The organism is Atopobium sp. oral taxon 199 str. F0494, from assembly GCF_000411555.1.
GTDB lineage: Bacteria > Actinomycetota > Coriobacteriia > Coriobacteriales > Atopobiaceae > Lancefieldella.
Window position 1 is genome coordinate 906,039 of record NZ_KE150486.1, and the last position, 18,089, is coordinate 924,127.

The window sequence follows — 18,089 nt, forward strand, 5'->3', positions numbered from 1 at the left end:
TGCACCTGAGCGCTATACCACGTCGGCATGCTCTGCCAGCGATGGGACACATGTTTTAATCGTCATTCCCGTCTCGTCTTGAGCCTCAACGACATGCACGTCAATGCCATACGCCGCCTCAAGGTTCTTCTCGGTAACCACGTCCTCAACCGTTCCTGACTTCACTTCCTTTGCATGAGAAAGCAACACCGCTTTCGTGCCCACAAGAAAGGCATGATCGGGATTGTGTGTCGTCATAACAATACCGCGACCATCTTCCGCCAAAGCTTTTATACGGCGCAGCACATGCACCTGATTGCCAAAGTCGAGCGCGGCAGTCGGCTCATCAAGAATGAGCAGCGAAGTATCCTGCATCAAAGCGCGGGCGATAAGTACCATCTGCGCTTCTCCGCCTGAAAGTTCGGTATAAATACGGTCCCGGAGTTTTGTAATCTCAAGCTCCTCCAACACGCGATCAGCCAATGTGTAGTCATCCTTGGTGGGAGACGCAAATACGCCCAAATGAGGCGCTCGACCCGTCAACACCACATCAAGCACAGAAAACGAAAACGGCGGCACATGAATCTGCGGGGCATACGCGAGAAGCTTTGCCTGCTTGCGGCGATTTAGTTCCACTCGATTGCGGCCGGCAATTTCGACTTTTCCGCTCATCAAGGGCAAAAAACCAAGAAGCGCTTTGAACAGTGTGGTCTTCCCGACACCGTTCGGTCCCAGCAAACATGTAATATCTCCTGCGGAAACATCAAGATTTACCGCCTCAAGTATAGATTTGCCATCGTATCCGCAGGTGATATTGGTTGCTTGCAACAACACGTTCTTCTCGCTCATCAGCGTTGCCCCCTTTGCGTCTGAAGGAGGATTGCAAAGAAGAATGGGGCACCGATGATAGACGTCAGAATGCCTAAGGGAATTTCAGAAGCCAAAAGCGTACGACACGCCATATCCACAAGAATCATAAAAGCGGCCCCAACAACTAACGACAGTGGAAGCACCACACGGTTATCAGGACCAAAGATAAAGCGGACGAGATGAGGAATGATAAGACCAACCCAGCCCACAACTCCTGCAATTGAAACGACCGCTGAAGTTAGAAGCGTCGCGCAGAAAATATAGATACCGCGCATAAGGCTGACATTGATGCCAAGGGACTCGGCTTCCGTATCGCCGAAGGACAAGATATTGAGTCTCCAGCGCAACGCCAGAATTGGCAGCGCGCCCACCACAAAGGGAATCATATAGATTGCAAGGTCATTCCATGTCACTTTGGCGATGCTGCCCATCAGCCAATAGGTAATTTCCGGCAGCTTTGACATGGGATCGGCGGTGTACTTGATAACGGAAACAAAGGCCTGAAAAAGAGTACCTACGATGAGACCACAGAGCACAAGCAGCAAAATCTGATTGGAACCCCGTCCAATGCGACGCGCGCTCAGGTAGGTCAACATCACCGCGATAAATCCCATACCAAAGGCGCAAAGTTGCACCACCCTATTTGAACCATTGAAAAGCAGCGCCAGCGCCGCACCAAATGAAGCTCCCGCACTGGCACCAAGAATATCAGGTGATACCATGGGGTTCTTAAAAAGTCCCTGATATGACGCACCGGAAATAGAAAGCGCCGCTCCCACTAAAAGCGCAGCAACCACGCGTGGAAGCCGAATATCTATAACTACATTAGTTGCTGCCTGAGACCATGAGCCCCCGGTTCCAAAAAACTTCTGAGACAAAATGCCCGCTACGTCTCCCGGGGCAATGCTCATACGTCCCACGGACAAACCCAGAATAAATAACATGCACAGAAGCGCAACACAGCCTATGCTCAAAATGATATTTCGAACATGATGAGCTTCATAGCCATGCTTCTGCTGCACGTTTTTCAGAGCAGCCATCGCTTTTTCTCCTGTTGACAGAACCTATCCTTGTGACTGTAACGCCTAGTCTGCTTGTTATTTTAGCTTAAACGCCCCTAACGTAGGTTCGCAAAATACGCATGCACATAAAGAGACACCGATTATCTCTAAGAAGCTCAAACAGCGCATCTTTCCGAACAAAGTTATTCTCGAATAAATCCGAACGGATATTCGGGCTTAACGTAATCGAGAAGGAATTGCTCTTCCAAAGGTATCCGGGCCACAATGTTACGCGTGCCGTCATCTTCAAAGTCTCGCAAGGCAACTTCGATCTCGCCAAGATAATGTTCAAGGTTACTGTTAACGACAAGAACATCTCCCCTGTGAATACCACCTCTTATCTGACGCGGCGGAATGGGAGTGGAATATCCATACATTCTGGGAACCGATGAGCGGAGAAAATACTCCGATGCATCGCCGCGTGTCACATGGACAAACTGCCAGAGGAGATTCTTTTCGACATCTGTTGTGCCTTCATTGAATTTGATATGAAACGTCGTTTTTGTAACGTCCATTGCAGCGAGCGCTTTAATCTCTTCAAGAGAAGCAAAACAGTTACCGATGATTACGTCGTCGATCATCCCGGTAGCTATGAGGTGACGGGCCTGCAGGTCAATGGGACGGATGCGATCAGCTTCACAGGTAGGAAGACCGTTATAGACAGGCCATGGTCCAAACGTCTCTGTGTGTCTACTTGAAACAAAGGCTGCAGACGGAAGTCCCAAATCAAAATATCGCTTTGAGAATTCGATGAAGCGTTGCTCACTGAGGCCAGTATATCTCTCAGGATAGAAATTATGGCATACGCACATATTGTGACGAGAAGCACCGCGCTCGATAAGAACGTCCAAAGCAAGCGTGGAACTTGCGTTGAACTCAATTGATATTCCATACGGATTTCGAGTCAGGGCAATATCCTCTCTATCTCCCAAATGTCCGTCGAGTCGGATGATATCTACACCCATATCAGCAAAGGGTTTTATCTCCATTGCTGAGGCCCCAAGATGCTCAAAGACAAGAGGATTGGTATCAACGGCAACCTTAAATCCATATTCATGCGCTTTTCTCATAAATGCGCTAAATTCTTCGAGCGTTTCTTCACGCGTTTTTTTGACTGAGAGCAGACAGGTAAAAATACGCGAGAAACCATACTCGGCAGCAAGCTTCATATACGCTTCATCAGCTTCAGGAGTTGAGTGCTCAGGATAAACTGAGATTCCAAGACGATGCATCTAATTGCTCCTTCATCTTGCAATAAAAGATATCGTACTGAGGTTACCAGATATAAGGTCGTCGGCAGAAACATTCCTGCCGACGACAAGATCACTACAGGACAACGGACTACAATTCAATCGCATCAAGATCAATGGAATCAAGATCCATAGAGGTAAAATTAGCGTTCTCTTGCTTGGCTTTAGCTTCGGCATCTTCCTTCAAATACTGGTCGTCAAGTGCTTTGACAAAGGGGAAGTAAATAAGACAACCAATGACAATGAGAACTATCTGCCACACAGCGCCCTGCCATCCACTTACCAGGAATCCAGAGATGACCGGAGGAGTAGTCCACGGCAGCATAACGCCATTACAGAGCGGCACCAAACCGATCTTCATGACCGCCCATGTTGAAATGATATTGACCGTAGGCACTAATAGGAATGGGATAAAAAGAATTGGGTTCAGGATAATAGGAAGCCCAAAAATAACCGGTTCATTAATGCCAAAGATACCCGGAAGAATCGATAGATTTGAAAGTTTCTTTATGCGCTCAGAACGAGCTGTAAGGATAGCGATGATGAGGAGCGACAGTGTTGAGCCACCTCCTCCAAATGTTGCAAACAGATTTTGAAATTGCAGGTTAATAATATTCGGAAGAGCCTGACCCACCGCAAGAGCAGCTTGGTTTTCAGCAGAAAGTGCTGTGAGAATAGGCGCATACACAGAGTCGGTAACGTTTGTACCGTGAATGCCAAAGAACCAAAGAATATGAGCAAATATATACACAACTGTCTGCGCAATCACAGTCCCACCGAGTGTCTGAAGTGGCATCTGCAGAATTTTGTATACAAAATTGAACGCATTATCAAAAGGAGTCAGAACAAAAAGAACAGCTACTGCCCAAATAATCGTAAAAGACAGTGTCATGGGAATGAGAGCTGAAAATGCACGAGCTACCGTCGGGGGTACGCCCTCCGGCATCTTAATGGTCCAATTCTTATTTAAGGCAAAACCAAAAATCTTAACTGAACAGAAAGCAACGACAATGGCAATAAAGACACCTTTTGCTCCAACCCAACCAAGCGGAACACTTGCCACTTTGATGGCTTCAGTTGCTCCCTCAGGAGTGAACTCGGTGAATTGGGGCATCAAAATAAGCCAGCTAACTAAGGAAACAAAACCTGCAGAAGCTCGGTCTGTAATTCCTATATGAGGTGCAAAGTTATATCCAATAGCAAAGGCTAAGAAGAGTGCAAGAAACGAAACTGTACAGCCTGCCGGAATGGAAATAAGGGAGGCTAAGGTTTTATCGCCAATCGTTGTATTTTTAAGGAACTCCATCCAAGGAGCAATCGGGAAATTGGCAATAAGCGTGAATATCGAGCCGATAATGAGAAGTGGCATAATCATCGCAAATGAGTCACGCATGGTTAAAAGGTACTTGTTTTTGCTAACTACTTCTGCCAAAGGCATCAATTTCTTTTCAAACTTTTCCATACTTGTCACAACAATCAACTCCCATCTGCTATATATCAACAATGAAATCGGTTAATTGTTTTACGGTCACTCTTTTTTCGGTATTGTACTGCCACTTTTAAGAAGAGCAATTGCCATTTTGAGCACACGCTCTCCATTGAGAGAACCATAATCGGCAGAATCAATGACACCCACAGGAATACGGGAGCCATATTTCTCGTTGACTGCGTCAAAGATGAACCGCACTTGTGGCCCCAACAAAATGCAGTCGGGAGTATCTTGCTCCACAAGGTTGTCGATCGAACCCGATGAAAACGCTTCAACTTTTACCGGGATATTGTGAGCATCGGCTACCTCCTGCATCTTTTTTGCAAGCATGCTCGTTGACATACCTGCGCTGCAAAACAAATCAACCTTCTTCATGCTTTGTCCTTTCTTCTAGGCTAAAACGCTATTTGCAGATCCTGAGCTGTTAAGAAAACCACCAGCGGCAAGTTGTTTACACAGAGCAATGGTTTGGTCGGCCAGATCGTGAACGGTAATCGCATTCATCAGATGGTCTTGCCCGTGCACCATCAAAAGCGAAACCATTTCGTTCTTTTCACCGACTACTTCCTGCTGAATCTGTCTCATCTGAAACTCATGCGCACTGTTAAGGGCATCAGTACTCTGCTGCATCAAACTATCAGCGTGCTCGAAATCACCTTGACGAGCAGCTTTAATAGCTTCAATCGCCAAACTCTTTGCATCGCCGCCGTGTACTACAAGGTTCGATACAATTGCCTCAACATCCTTTTCGTTCATAAGCCGCTAGTCCTCCTTTTCCAAAACTGTTGTGGATGGTACTATCTGCCTGATAAAGTCCGAGAAATTCTGTTTTTCAAGCAATGACGCGATTACTTCTTCATTCATAAGCAATGATGCCATTCCCTGATTGAACTCCCTCGCCGCTTCATCATCATGACGTGAGATAGAAATGAGAAACACCGCCCTTACTGACGTACCACTCCAGTCGATAGCTTTTTCAAGAAGTCCTATCGCCACAACAGTCCGCTCTCCCACCGGGCGGACCGGATGTGGAAGAGCCACATTGTTACCGAATGCAGTCCTTGCAAGGCGTTCTCGTTCACGGACTAGTTCCGCAAAGCTCTTCCTAGAATCTTTCTTTGCAAACTCTTCGTGCTTCTCAATCTCTCGACAGAGAAATTCAATAATCTTGTCTTTTGTGGTAAACGTAAGGTGCGGAAAGAATAGATCTTCGAAAAAACAATTCGTCAATCCCCAATAATCACTCTGATTCCTCAACATACGGCGCACGCTGCTCATATCAATATCGTCAAGAAGAAACCCTGACTGACAGACTGGCACAGGAAGTTTTTGCACAATGGGAACCGTTGAAAAAACGTAGTCAACCTTCGAAAAATCGACTTTGCTGAGACCAGCAAGATCGCACGACTCAACTGACCCGATATAGGGTCCGAATTCTTCCCTCACACGTATGGCAAGCAGCCGGGAAGTCCCCATTCCAGAAGCACAGACAGTAAGGACGCTCTTTTTGGGAAGTTCTGTCTTTTGACGTTCAAGCGCAAGAGCAAAGGCAAGGGCAATATAACCTATTTCCTCTTCAGAAAGAGGGGCCTTGAATTTTTTAGCAAGGACACCCGATGACTCAACTGCCATAAGGTATGCAAGCGGCATACGTCTCTTGATATCCACTAACAGCGGGTTTTCCACCGGCATACGATAGCGGAGACGAACAGCAAGCGGTACGATATGGCGCGCTAAATTTATACGCAACTCCAAATCATTCCGAAAGTCAAAACGGAAATTTTCCCAAATAAGCTCCAGCATTTCGGTAATAGCCGACCAAATGTCATCCGAAACAACAAGATTGCCAGTCTCTGCAATCCGCGCAAGCGTTTTCTTTGACGCCAAATGGATTGCGATGTAAGCAACTTCTTGTCGAGGAAAAGCAACATCGAAAATCTCCGATAAACAATCAATTAGATACTGAGCAGCAGCAAACTCATAGGTTGAATAAATTTCTTTCATAGAATCGGTACCCATAGGCACATAGCACTTTTGGCGGATTCGCTTGATGGCAATCACAATATGAATGACAAGATTTTGCTGGGCAAAAGCAGTAAGTCGGAGCTGCCTTTCTTCTATAATTTTCGCTACGCAAGAAGAGATTTCAGCAATCATCCTATCATCTTCATCGCTTCCAAGATGAAGATGCCCCTCTTCATCATCAACAGCAAGACTTGCAAGACACAGGCGGCGGTCCATCTCCGCTCCTTCAGCATGTATACCGTAATGAGAGCGCCTTTCTAAAGATAGGTGAAACCTTTCGAAGACCTTCTCAACTCGCTTAAGATCGGATGAGATAGTTTTTCTTGAAACGAAGAGGAGAGCTGCAAGTTCATCGACTGTAATCCATTCACTGCGGTTAAGTAAATCGTTGACGAGATACGCTACGCGCTCGTTAGACGTTTGCGGCATAGTTGCGCCTGCATGAGCCGTACAGTCATCTACAAAGCGAGAAAATGCCTGGGTATTATTAACAACAAAACGATATCCCTGGCAACGATCCGTCACAATGCAGGCACTACCGTTCATCGAAGAATTTGCACGTTTGATATAGGAGCGAACGGTGCGTTTGCTCACACCAAGATGTTCGGATAGCTGTAGAGCAGCGGCGCTGCCATGCTTTTCCATATACCTTATAAGTCGTGCGACCTTATCGTCCACGGCATATCCTCCTTTTTCTCTCAGTATAGAAATGAGAGAGAGCAGATTCCATTTCCAAAACTGCCAGCGGGATAAGGAAGCATACTTCTCGGAAAACTATACAATCATGCGCCATGACAATAGGCTGCATTTTGAACGTTGACAGGTCTCCGTTGAATATCTATTGTTTAATTATATTAGTTAGCTAATGTAAACTCTTACTCAGCAAAGTGCAGGGTAGGTGTTTACAGCAAAAAAGGAGCTGTCGTGGAAAATAAGGTTCATGTTCAGAGCGCCGGTAAAAGCAGTAAAAAGCTCAATACAAAAGATCTCATCTATGCAGGTGCATTCTGCGCTCTCTACATCATGGTTATGCTCATAGTTGTCATGGGTTCCGGTATGATTCTTCCCATTCTGTACTTTATAGCACCACTCACCGTTGGCGCCGTCGCCGGCACAGTCTATATGCTCTATGTCATGAAGATTCGCAAATTTGGTGCTGCACTTATCCTAGGAATTCTTTTTCTTCTGGCAACCGGGCACCTAACGTGGTATTCACTGGCAGTAGTCATCGGTGCCTCACTCCTCGCTGAACTTATCATCTATCTCGGAAAATACACCTCGAAAAAAATGTACATGCTCTCGTACGTATTCTTTAACCTCACTATGGCCGCACCGTTTTTGAGCTTTGTCTTTAATCTTCAGGATTCTCTTGAAGTCACAAAGAGCTATTACGGTGAAGCTCGCGCGCAAGTATACGCCAGTCTTTTTGGACCTGGCTTCTTTGTGTTCACCATCGCTCTTGCGCTTGCCGGTGGAGCTATTGGCGCGCTCATCGCAAGCAAGCTCGTAAAAAAGCATTTTGACAAAGCCGGGATTATCTAAGTGGACTTTGAACTTTACGGCGATGACTCAGAAGCGATCGTTCGATTTGATCCGCGTACAAAGCTGCTGGTCTTTTTTGTCAGCTGTCTGTTAAGTCTCTCGGTACACGGCACTGTTCCCATCTTGGTAATCGGTTTTCTGCAATGCGCTATGCTGGCTTTGAACGGAAAGCGAGCATTGGCACTCAAGTGTTTTGCAAGCCTTCTTGTCATTTTGTTTATCCGTTATTGTGTCGAGGCGCCGGAACAACAGGGTGCTGAAGCGATAACTTCGTTGTGCCTGGGATTTATATCGCTTTTTATATTCTTCTTCCCTATCCTTGTCTCTTTCCTCCTGCTTGTGCGCACCACACGCATAAGCCAGTTTCTCTCGGCATTCCAGGCCATGCACCTGCCTATGACCATTGTTATTCCTTTGGCAGTCATGTTTCGCTTTATTCCAACCGTACAGAATGAATGGAGCGGCGTCCGCAAAGCAATGGCATTCCGCGGCATCTCGATGACCCCGGGAACCATCTTCCGTCGACCGTTTCAAACCATCGAATATATTCTCGTTCCGCTGCTTTTTTCTTCCGTCGGTGTCATGGAAGAACTAGCCGCAGCTTCGCTGGCTCGGGGCATGGACAGCAAACGCGAGCGCACCTCATTTGAAAAAGTACAACTTCACCTTGCCGATGTTATTGCCATTATTATTTTCTGTACCACCGCGGCCTGGATACTCTATTCCCGAATATCAGGAATGAGTGTCCTATGATTCGCTTTGAAGATGTCAGTTTCCATTACGGTGGTGAAAACGGTACCGGTGACGGCGTCAATCATATCAATTTGACCATTGGTGACGGAACGTTCACGGTATTCGTCGGCGAATCCGGATGCGGAAAAACCACTCTTACGCGTCTTATCAATGGCCTCGCCCCCAATTTCTATGAAGGAGAGATGGAGGGCACCGTCTCTGTAGACGATATCTGCGTCACTACCGCAGAGCTTCACGATACTGCCGCCTATATCGGCAGCGTCTTTCAGAATCCTAAAAGTCAGTTCTTTAATGTAGATACTACCGGTGAATTGGTATTCGGCTGTGAAAACCAAGCGCTGCCTCGTGATGAAATACGACGCAGGCTCGCCAAGACATGCGCCGACATGCAACTTGATGCTCTCATGAACCGCAACATCTTTGAGCTCTCTGGAGGAGAAAAACAGCAGATTGCCTGCGGTTCAGTCTATGCTTCTGATCCACGCATATACGTCATGGACGAACCGTCATCAAACCTTGACAAAAAGGCTATACATCGCTTGCACGACATCTTGGCAAAGATGAAAGAAGAGGGAAAGACTATCGTCTTGTCCGAACATCGCCTGCACTACCTCATGGATCTGGCAGATCAGTTTATCTATGTCAAAAACGGGCGTATTGAAAAGACCTTCTCGGCGCACGAAATGCGCTTGCTTGATGATGATCAACTCTCAGAACTGGGTCTGCGCTGCACCGATTTGCGTCGACTCACCAAGGCGCAAGCCAATGAACGCCAGTTTGCCATAGCACGCACCGAGACGACTGCGGGCATATCAACTGCCACAACAACCGCCGACGAGGCTGCCGAGAAGCGCCCGGCTCTTGAAGCGATTGACCTTACCTGCAACCGCGGCGGCGCACGTATCCTAGATATCAACCGCATTTCATTCCCTCTGCATAGCGTAGTTGCCGTGATTGGCGACAATGGCTGCGGCAAAAGCACCTTGGCAGAATCACTTTGCGGCGTCACTCCCTCCAGCGGAACGGTTGCCTTTAACGGCATTTTTGAAACAGCAAAGGCTCGCTCCAAGAGAAGCTTTATGGTCATGCAGGATGTCAACCGCCAACTATTTGCAGAAGACGTGACCGAAGAAGTCAGTCTCAACGCGCACGTCTCAGAAGAAGAGGCCGACCGCATTCTTGACAGCCTGGGTGTGCTTGCCTACAAAAACCGTCACCCCGCATCACTTTCCGGAGGACAAAAGCAACGTGTAGCTATCGCGTCAGCGCTTTGCGCAGGCAAAGACATTCTGTTCTATGATGAGCCTACAAGCGGCCTCGATCGCCGCGGTATGGAACGTTTCGGAGACCTTCTACGAGACATGCACGGTCAAGTCCAATGCTCAGTTATCATCACGCATGATCCCGAACTGATTTTGCAATGCTGCACACATGTGCTGCACATACGCGATGGACGCGCTATAGCGTTCTATCCGCTTGACCATGAAGGCGTCGTGCGTGTGCGCAGTTATTTTCTCTCCCCCAGCAGCAAAAGCACCAGCAAAAGACGGAGTCATACCAGAGCTATAGGCAAAATCCTGCAGTATGCGGGAGAGCAGAAAAAAGGTATCGCCCTAGCGGCCCTTTTTATGGTCATCGGTGCGGTAACAAGCGTTGTTCCCTATCTGTTCATCTACAACCTTATTGCCTCAGCTCTTGCCGGTGAAAGCATTACTGTTGCAACAGCCGTTCCTGCTATCGCAGCCGTTGCCCTATGCGAGTGTATACATGCGATACTTTATACAACAGGCCTGATCTTCTCGCATAAGGCTGCATTCAATACCCTAAAAAATCTCAGAGAATTCCTGCAAGAGCGATTGGAAACGCAATCTATCGGCACAGTGCAGGACATGGGAGCCGGCGCTATCAAAAAGCTGTTCACCGATGACGTTGAATCGATTGAGCTTCTTCTGGCGCATATAATTCCCGAAGGAGCGGCAAATATCTCCGTTGTTGCGGTCGTGCTCCTGACAATTTGCGCCATCGACTGGCAGATGGCCCTTCTCACCGTTCTCGTGGTGATGTTCGGTGTCATTGTCTCCCAACAGATGTACAACGTGGGTATCGATAAAATGGGCAGCTATTTTTCCGCTGCCAAACGTCTCAACAATACCATCATTGAATACGTACACGGCATGGAAGTTGTACGCATATTTAATCGCCAAAAAGATTCGGGTGAGAGATTCGAACGTTCCGTGGCGTCTTATCGCGATCAAGCCTTGGGCTGGTATAAGATTTGTTGGCCTTGGATGGCTCTGTACGGCAGTCTGTTTTCAAATATCGTGCTGTACACGCTGCCGTTTGGAGTACTGATGGTACTTCTCGGCCATATAACACTCTCAAAATGCATACTGGTTCTTTGCCTCAGCTTTGGCATAGGACCACTTCTGCTGCATTGTATGACATTTATCGGAGCAATTCCTCAGGTGGGCTTTAAGATTCAGGCGCTTGAAAAGGCCTTAGATCAGACCCCGCTCAAAACGGGAAACGAGAATTTCACAGGTTATAGCTATGATGTCTCATTTGAGAATGTGCACTTTGCCTACAGCGACAGCGAAGTACTCAAGGGAGTTTCATTTACCGCCAGAGAAAATCAGATGACTGCTTTGGTGGGAGAAAGCGGCAGTGGCAAAAGTACTGTTGCCCGTCTTTTGGCTCACCATTATGACGTTGCAAGCGGCAGCATCTCTATAGGAGGACAACGCCTTGAGAGTCTGTCGCAACAGACGCTTAACAATCAGATATCCTACGTCTCCCAAGATTTGTTCCTGTTTAATAGAAGCATCTTGGAAAACATTCGTGTTGGCCGACCCGAAGCAACCGATGAAGAGGTATATGAAGCCGCTCGAAAAGCGCAGTGCGATGAGTTCATCAGAACGCTTGAAGATGGCTATGATACCAACGTTGGCACAGCCGGCCTGAAGCTGTCGGGCGGCCAGCGCCAGCGTATCTCATTTGCACGAGCCATTCTAAAAGACGCTCCCATCGTAGTGCTCGACGAAGCCACCGCCTTTATCGACCCTGAAAACGAACGAAAGATGAACCGTGCTATCAGTGAAATCATTGTCGGCAAAACAGTAATCGTCATTGCTCATAAACTTCGCTCTATAGCGCATGCCGATAAGATCATCATGCTGCATCATGGACATGTTCTCGCAGAGGGAACGCAGGATGAACTCATTTCATCCTGCCCGGAATACCGCACGCTATGGAATGCCGCCGAAGAAACTTCTGGCTGGACGCTCCGAGAAATGCCGCAAGAGATAGTCAAAGGCACCAAGGAGGCGTCATGCTAAGGCTTGTCCACCGCATTCTTGTTTTTTCAGGCTCGTATGCGCGACGCATCAGACTCGCGTATGGCTTCACATTTCTGAAATCGTTTTGCGCAAATATGCCACTCATGCTGGCGATCATTTCACTAAACCTGCTGCTTGACGACAGAGCAACCCCTTTGACCTGTTGTTTTTTAGCAGCGGGAATGCTGGTGCTTCTGGCACTTCAATCTATCTTCCACTACCTGTCTGATCGCATGCAATCAGGAACAGGTTATGAGATTTTTGCCGAGAAACGCGTAGAGCTCGGTTATCATCTGCGGCGCCTCCCTATGGGATTTTTCACCGCCGGCAACATCGGACGCATCAGCTCGATTCTTTCGGCCGATATGGTCTACATCGAAGAGCAGAGCATGTCAATTGTTGCAAACGTTGTCAGCGACGTTTTTGCTCAGGTTATCCTGACCGCATTTCTTTTAGCGATGAACCCCCTGATAGGAATCGCCGTACTGGCGGTTGAACTTCTCGCCATCCTGATTGCACAGCCAATGCTCGCGCAAGCGAGACGGAACTCAAATGTCCGCCAGCAGACTATCGAGCAGGTAACTGATGCTGTGCTGGAATATACGGAGGGTCTTGCCGTTGTCAAGAGCTACAATTTGACCGGAGAAAGCGCGTGCGACTTGCGTAAAAGTTTCTCCGATATGCGCGACACCAGCCTGCAATTTGCTTACGAGCAATCTCCTTTTGAAATAGCGCTCCTCATAGTATATGGTCTGGGTTCCGCAGCGGCGCTCGCGCTCGCTGTCTGGCAATTCGAACAAGGCACCTTGGCACTTGGTACCTTTGTCGGCATTACCCTCTTTTTGTTCCAGCTCTTTGGACCGCTCAGAGACCTTTACCAGCAGAGTACACGCCTTATCATTATGGAAAGCGCTCTCGACCGCATTGAAGCCCTGTTTTCCCAGGAAGAGTTGAGCGACACAGGCACCAGCTGTGTTCCCCAGGCAGACGATGTCGAAGGTGCTATCAAACACGAAATCGAATTTTCCCATGTTTCTTTTGCCTACGGCGAGAAGGTCGTGCTTACCGATATCTCTTTCTCTGCTGACCGCGGGCAAATGATTGCTTTGGTGGGACAATCAGGAAGCGGCAAAACCACTATCGTCAATCTTTTAGCCCGTTTCTGGGACATCTCCAAAGGAAGTGTGCTGCTGCGAGGTATTGATGTTCGTCAGCTGCCGATGGCGGTGCTCATGGATCATATCAGCATGGTGTTTCAACATGTCTATTTGTTCCAGGACACGGTATACAACAATATTGCCATGGGAAAGCCGAATGCAACCCGCGAAGAGGTGTTTGAAGCAGCACGTAAAGCCTGCTGCTACGAGTTTATTATGCGCATGCCGTACGGTTTTGACACCATGATTGGCGAAGGCGGTGCCACGCTCTCGGGCGGCGAGGCGCAGCGTATCTCTCTTGCACGCGCAATTCTCAAGGACGCGCCCATTATTGTGCTCGATGAAGCGACTGCCAGCATCGATGCCGACAATGAGCGCTATATCCAACAGGCCATGACAGAGCTGTGCCGCAATAAAACGACTCTGGTAATTGCCCATAAACTCCCTACTATTCGCAACGCCGACAAGATTGCGGTCATCGACGACGGCAGAATCATCGAATGTGGATCTCACGATGAGCTGATGGCGCGAAATGGCGCGTATTGCCATATGGTGCAGGTGGACATTCAATCGCACGAATGGCATACGTCCTCAACACAAATGTATGAAACGTGGGAACCTGCAGAAAAACCTATAAAGGGCCAGGTAGCACAGGAGACGGCAGATGAATGAGGCCACTCAAAAAATGTTCGGCCTGCTTGCGGCTCTCTTCAGCATCTTTTTGCTGATAGGCGGCCTCTATCTGCCTTCCGATTTCATCGCAGATCCGCTGCGAACAGCGCTGACTTCCCTTGGTCTGGTGCTTTTAATCGGCGGTAATATCATTATGTCGTTTGCCCACGACAAGGACTAGCGACAAGGACTAACCGCACGCATACTCGCACGACAGCGTATCCGCCCGTAACCGTGCTCTACACACCATGCTCTACGCGTGCAATTTATTTGAAACTCTGCTGATCTTGTATAAAAAATCGCACGGCACGTTCGGCAGCGGCGGCAACGTCTTCCGATGTACGGCGCATGCACTCTTCCAGCGAGAGATCAGAAGGGGCTGACGCAAAGACCCGCTGGATGCCGGCTCTATGTACTTCTGACAGATCTTCCGTGCAAGATCCAACAACGGCATAGGTCGGCACGCCTTGTAAAGCCGCCCGCCGCGCAATCCCCACAGGAGCCTTTCCATGCGCCGTTTGGTTATCCATGCGGCCCTCTCCCGTAATGACCAGATCGGTCTCACGGAGCAATTCATTAAAGTGAACCCTGTCGAGAAGCGCTTCAACCCCAGACGTTATCGTTGCTCCGCAAAATGAAAGAAGCCCAAAACCAAGACCGCCTGCCGCTCCTGCACCTGCCACAAGACTTGCGTCATATCCCGTATCTGCAAAAACAACATTGGCATAGCGCTGCATCCAGGCGTCAAATTCGCATAGGCGGGCGTCCAAAAGACCCTTTTGAGGTCCAAAGACATACACAGCTCCGCAGGTACCGGTAAGCGGAGTGTCAACGTCGCTGAGAGCAATAATTTCACTCTCTTGCAGGCGCTGATCCAAAAGACTTTTATCAACAGAGACAACTTCCCGTAAGCCCTGAAGACCACGGGAAACCGTCTTGCCGTGGGAATCCAGAAGCTGTATCCCGAGCGCTTCTGCCAGACCAGCTCCACCGTCAGTAGTCGCACTTCCACCAAGGCCTATATACACACGACGTATTCCCTGTTCAAGTACGGCATGAAGCAGTTGTCCTACCCCATATGTCGATGCCCGCAGCGCAGCCTCACAGCTGCGATCAGAAAACCCGATACCTGCGGCTTCAGCCATTTCAATCACAGCGGAGTCATCTGAAAGCACTCCGAAGCGCGCGGCTATGCGTTTGCCAAAGGGATTCTCCACATATATGGTTTCACGCCGTCCGCCGCCTTGTGCGATAAAGGCATCGAGCGTACCCTCACCACCATCGGCAATAGGAACCTTTCGTATACGCGCATCGGGAAAAGCGCGCAGGATGCCCACTTCAAGATAGTCTTCAATTTCAGCGCTTGAAGCCGCACCTTTGAAGGAATCAGCGGCTAAAAGAATGGAGAGTTGTCTTTTGAAAGGCGTTCTCATAGAAACCTCGCAAGAAACCGCTGCGAAAGCCGCTACGGTTTCACAGGACCCTGATCCGCTTTGGCAATCGCGTCAGCAACGGTTGTGGCAAAAAGTTCACCGCCCGCGTTGATGGTGTCTGAATCGCTGCCAAAGTGAACATTATCAGTACCAGGCCAGAGCTCCGGGTGATCAACGGCCGTTTGATGCCAGTCAGCGATGTAGATATAGTCGTACTTCTCGGCGAGCTGCAGCTCATAGGCGCGAATGGCCGCCGCGCCCGAGGAAGGATCGTTATGGCGACCGTCGTGCGGCGTTACGAAAATGAGGCGGTGCCCTTTTGGCAGCATCTCAACGATACGGTCAATAGCTTCCGTCCCGCCGACAGGGTTGGTGCCCAACGCGACAACGATATCCTGCATAACGGCGTTGTTGGCGATATCGGTCTCAAGCACATCGGCGCCCATGCTCACATTGCGGCTGACCGTCGCGTCAATCTGAGCTTCCGGAAACGCCTTTTGCAGATATGAAATGGCGCGCAGAGATACCGAGTCGCCAATATACGTCACACCGGGAGTCACGTTATAGTTGCTGGCCTGAGCACTGTCGGCCATCTTTCTCGTCACAGACATGTGGTTGTCCGCCTGAATAGCGCCATTGCTCAGATTGCTCAGCTGAAACGAACTGATTGTCGGAGCCGTCACCGAGGTATAGAGCGTCGCCGCCAACAAGAGGCCGCCAACAGCGCTCAGCGGTTTCAAGGCCTGTTTAAGTGTGATGGTACGACCCAAAACGCACGACGTGCGACCGGCCAGAAGCGGTTCAATGACATAAAACGACAGGCTCGCAAGCGCCAGCGACAACGCCACAGTTATAGCTGCGGACGTGCCGGGGTCAAACTTCTCTGATAGCAAGTTAAAGAGTGGCCAGTGAAACAGATATACGCCATAGCTGGTATCCGCAAAATACGAGACAATCTTTGGCTCTTTAACTTGAGGGGTTTTTTCATGCAGCACACGCGTTGCCAAGACCATTGTCGCGGCCGCCAAAGACGCCAGCAGAAAACCGAATCGGTAGGTATGGATGTCATCAAACGTAAGCAATACTCCCAGAACAAACAGTACTACCGCGCTGATAGCTGCGGCGAGAAGTGCCTGTTTGAGATTGTATTTTGTAACAAAGGAGGTAAACCTCGCGCTTGTTGTAGCGATACCGGCAAAGCACGCGAGAGCGGAACCGACAAAGAAGGGGAAGATGTGCGTTTGCGTGGAGAAATACTGAATGGAAAGGTTTGTAGAATCCTGAGCGCCAATCGCCATCGCAAGATAGCTGGCAATAAACAGCGCCGCTGAAACGACAAAAATACGAACGCGCAAGCTCTTAGCGGAATTCGTGACCTTTGACAGCAAGAAAACAGCCGCTCCCCAAAGGATATAGTAGTGCATCTCAACAGCAAGGCTCCACGTATGCAAGAACAGGTGAGGCGCGAACTGCGTCTCATAGCTGCCGCCCAGAAGAATCTCGTAATAGTTGGTCACAAAGCCGACGGCAGCGGCAACCTGCTGCCCGATACCCGCCGCGAAGTCATCACGAACCAAGAGAGCCAATGGCGTAGTTACAAGCACCATACCCACCAGCGGCGGCACAATGCGGTAGAAGCGTCTGCGTAAAAACGCGACAAATTTTATGCGCTTCTCGCGAGCGAATTCATCGATAAGCAGAGCGGTAATAAGGTATCCCGAAAATGTAAAGAATACGTCGACACCCACAAAGCCGCCGGGCAAAGCGGGCTTGAAGAAGTGATAGACCAGAACCAGAAGCAGTCCCGTTATACGGACGAATGAAAACCATTTAATGCGCACTTTGATATATCCCCTGCTTGAAGGTGCCTTGGTAGACTACGCTGTCTTCGGTTGTAAGCGTGCCTTCTCCATCCGGCTCTCCGTTGGTGAAATTACCCTCGTACTTCCAGCCGTCTTTGGAGGTAAACGTACCCGATCCGTTAAACGCACCGTCCTTGAATTCTCCTGTGTAGGTATCACCGTTATCAAACGTCATTGTGCCGTTGCCGTCCATCCGACCGTGCAGCAGGCCGCCGTCGTATGTAATGGCTCCGTCATTGAGCTTAAGCACCCCTGAGCTGGGCTTTGTCGCGATTGTCAGGGCGTAGGCCGCGCATATGGCGAGAAGTACTACCACAAGAAGCTCAACTTTAATGCGAGTCTCAATGCGCGCCAGCCGAGCGGGCACTGTTGCGCGCTTGGGTGCTGCTAAGGCAGGCTGGTCGACAGCATGAGTCTGCACCGCACGGCTGATGCGGCGACCGTTTCTCTCGCTTGCTGAAAATCGCTTTGACTTGCTCAAAATCTCCTGCTTAAAACCGCATGAACTTACAGGCTCATTGTAGACAATTGCATTGGTCTATACATTCCAGAAAGACATATACATCGTATCAGTTCACAGCTACTTCATCCTTTTTAAATACATCAGCGACAGAGCGTGGGTAAGCGGGTACACTCATATCAAATAAAACGCTTTTACCGA

At 49.0% G+C, this 18,089-nt stretch carries 15 protein-coding genes; 5 read left to right on the forward strand and 10 right to left on the reverse strand.

Annotation, left to right across the window (positions count from 1 at the left end):
- Window positions 1-12: 12 nt before the first annotated feature.
- The 7 genes from HMPREF1527_RS04095 to HMPREF1527_RS04125 all read right to left on the reverse strand — a co-directional run bounded on the left by HMPREF1527_RS04095 (window position 13) and on the right by HMPREF1527_RS04125 (window position 7,352).
- Window positions 13-828, reverse strand: coding sequence for an ABC transporter ATP-binding protein (locus HMPREF1527_RS04095; protein ID WP_016477440.1), 816 nt, complete (start codon window positions 826-828; stop codon window positions 13-15).
- Window positions 828-1,889, reverse strand: coding sequence for an iron ABC transporter permease (locus HMPREF1527_RS04100; protein WP_016477441.1), 1,062 nt, complete (start codon window positions 1,887-1,889; stop codon window positions 828-830). Before HMPREF1527_RS04100 ends, HMPREF1527_RS04095 begins: the two co-directional genes overlap by 1 nt.
- A 164-nt stretch (window positions 1,890-2,053) precedes the next feature.
- Entirely contained in the window at window positions 2,054-3,142 is a 1,089-nt protein-coding gene (locus tag HMPREF1527_RS04105) for a DUF871 domain-containing protein (RefSeq protein ID WP_016477442.1), read from the reverse strand.
- Between the two features lie 109 nt (window positions 3,143-3,251).
- Window positions 3,252-4,622 carry a PTS sugar transporter subunit IIC gene (locus tag HMPREF1527_RS04110; RefSeq protein ID WP_035433681.1) on the reverse strand — a complete coding sequence of 457 codons (1,371 nt, stop codon included), beginning with the start codon at window positions 4,620-4,622 and terminating at the stop codon, window positions 3,252-3,254.
- 66 nt (window positions 4,623-4,688) lie between these two features.
- Entirely contained in the window at window positions 4,689-5,024 is a 336-nt protein-coding gene (locus tag HMPREF1527_RS04115) for a PTS sugar transporter subunit IIB (protein ID WP_016477444.1), read from the reverse strand.
- 15 nt (window positions 5,025-5,039) lie between these two features.
- The gene (locus tag HMPREF1527_RS04120) at window positions 5,040-5,405 is read right to left on the reverse strand and encodes a PTS lactose/cellobiose transporter subunit IIA (RefSeq protein WP_016477445.1); all 366 of its coding nucleotides are present in this window, start codon (window positions 5,403-5,405) and stop codon (window positions 5,040-5,042) included.
- A 6-nt stretch (window positions 5,406-5,411) separates the two neighbouring features.
- Window positions 5,412-7,352 (reverse strand): transcription antiterminator, encoded by a 1,941-nt coding sequence (locus HMPREF1527_RS04125; protein ID WP_016477446.1) that lies wholly within the window; start codon window positions 7,350-7,352, stop codon window positions 5,412-5,414.
- A gap of 246 nt (window positions 7,353-7,598) precedes the next feature.
- Between HMPREF1527_RS04125 and HMPREF1527_RS04130 the strand changes: the two genes are divergently transcribed.
- From HMPREF1527_RS04130 to HMPREF1527_RS04150, 5 genes are read left to right on the forward strand one after another with little or no spacing between them, the layout of a single operon-like run.
- On the forward strand, window positions 7,599-8,216 hold the full coding sequence (locus tag HMPREF1527_RS04130; RefSeq protein ID WP_016477447.1) for an MptD family putative ECF transporter S component: 618 nt from the start codon (window positions 7,599-7,601) through the stop codon (window positions 8,214-8,216).
- Entirely contained in the window at window positions 8,217-8,969 is a 753-nt protein-coding gene (locus HMPREF1527_RS04135; protein ID WP_016477448.1) for an energy-coupling factor transporter transmembrane component T, read from the forward strand.
- The gene (locus HMPREF1527_RS04140; RefSeq protein WP_016477449.1) at window positions 8,966-12,304 is read left to right on the forward strand and encodes an energy-coupling factor transporter ATPase; all 3,339 of its coding nucleotides are present in this window, start codon (window positions 8,966-8,968) and stop codon (window positions 12,302-12,304) included. Before HMPREF1527_RS04135 ends, HMPREF1527_RS04140 begins: the two co-directional genes overlap by 4 nt.
- Window positions 12,298-14,133, forward strand: a complete 1,836-nt coding sequence (locus tag HMPREF1527_RS04145) for an ABC transporter ATP-binding protein (protein WP_016477450.1) — start codon at window positions 12,298-12,300, stop codon at window positions 14,131-14,133. Before HMPREF1527_RS04140 ends, HMPREF1527_RS04145 begins: the two co-directional genes overlap by 7 nt.
- Window positions 14,126-14,314 carry a hypothetical protein gene (locus HMPREF1527_RS04150; protein WP_016477451.1) on the forward strand — a complete coding sequence of 63 codons (189 nt, stop codon included), beginning with the start codon at window positions 14,126-14,128 and terminating at the stop codon, window positions 14,312-14,314. Before HMPREF1527_RS04145 ends, HMPREF1527_RS04150 begins: the two co-directional genes overlap by 8 nt.
- An 85-nt stretch (window positions 14,315-14,399) precedes the next feature.
- Here the strand turns inward: HMPREF1527_RS04150 and HMPREF1527_RS04155 are convergent, their stop codons facing one another.
- Genes HMPREF1527_RS04155 through HMPREF1527_RS04165 form a run of 3 tightly spaced genes read right to left on the reverse strand, consistent with a single transcriptional unit; the run spans window position 14,400 to window position 17,909 of the window.
- Window positions 14,400-15,566 carry a glycerate kinase gene (locus tag HMPREF1527_RS04155; protein WP_016477452.1) on the reverse strand — a complete coding sequence of 389 codons (1,167 nt, stop codon included), beginning with the start codon at window positions 15,564-15,566 and terminating at the stop codon, window positions 14,400-14,402.
- Window positions 15,567-15,598: 32 nt separating this feature from the next.
- Window positions 15,599-17,407: an acyltransferase family protein gene (locus HMPREF1527_RS04160; protein WP_016477453.1), complete on the reverse strand. Its 1,809-nt coding sequence runs from the start codon at window positions 17,405-17,407 to the stop codon at window positions 15,599-15,601.
- A complete protein-coding gene (locus HMPREF1527_RS04165; RefSeq protein WP_016477454.1) occupies window positions 17,397-17,909 on the reverse strand; it encodes a hypothetical protein in 513 nt (170 codons plus the stop codon). The genes HMPREF1527_RS04160 and HMPREF1527_RS04165 overlap by 11 nt, the downstream gene beginning before the upstream one ends.
- Window positions 17,910-18,089: the final 180 nt, after the last annotated feature.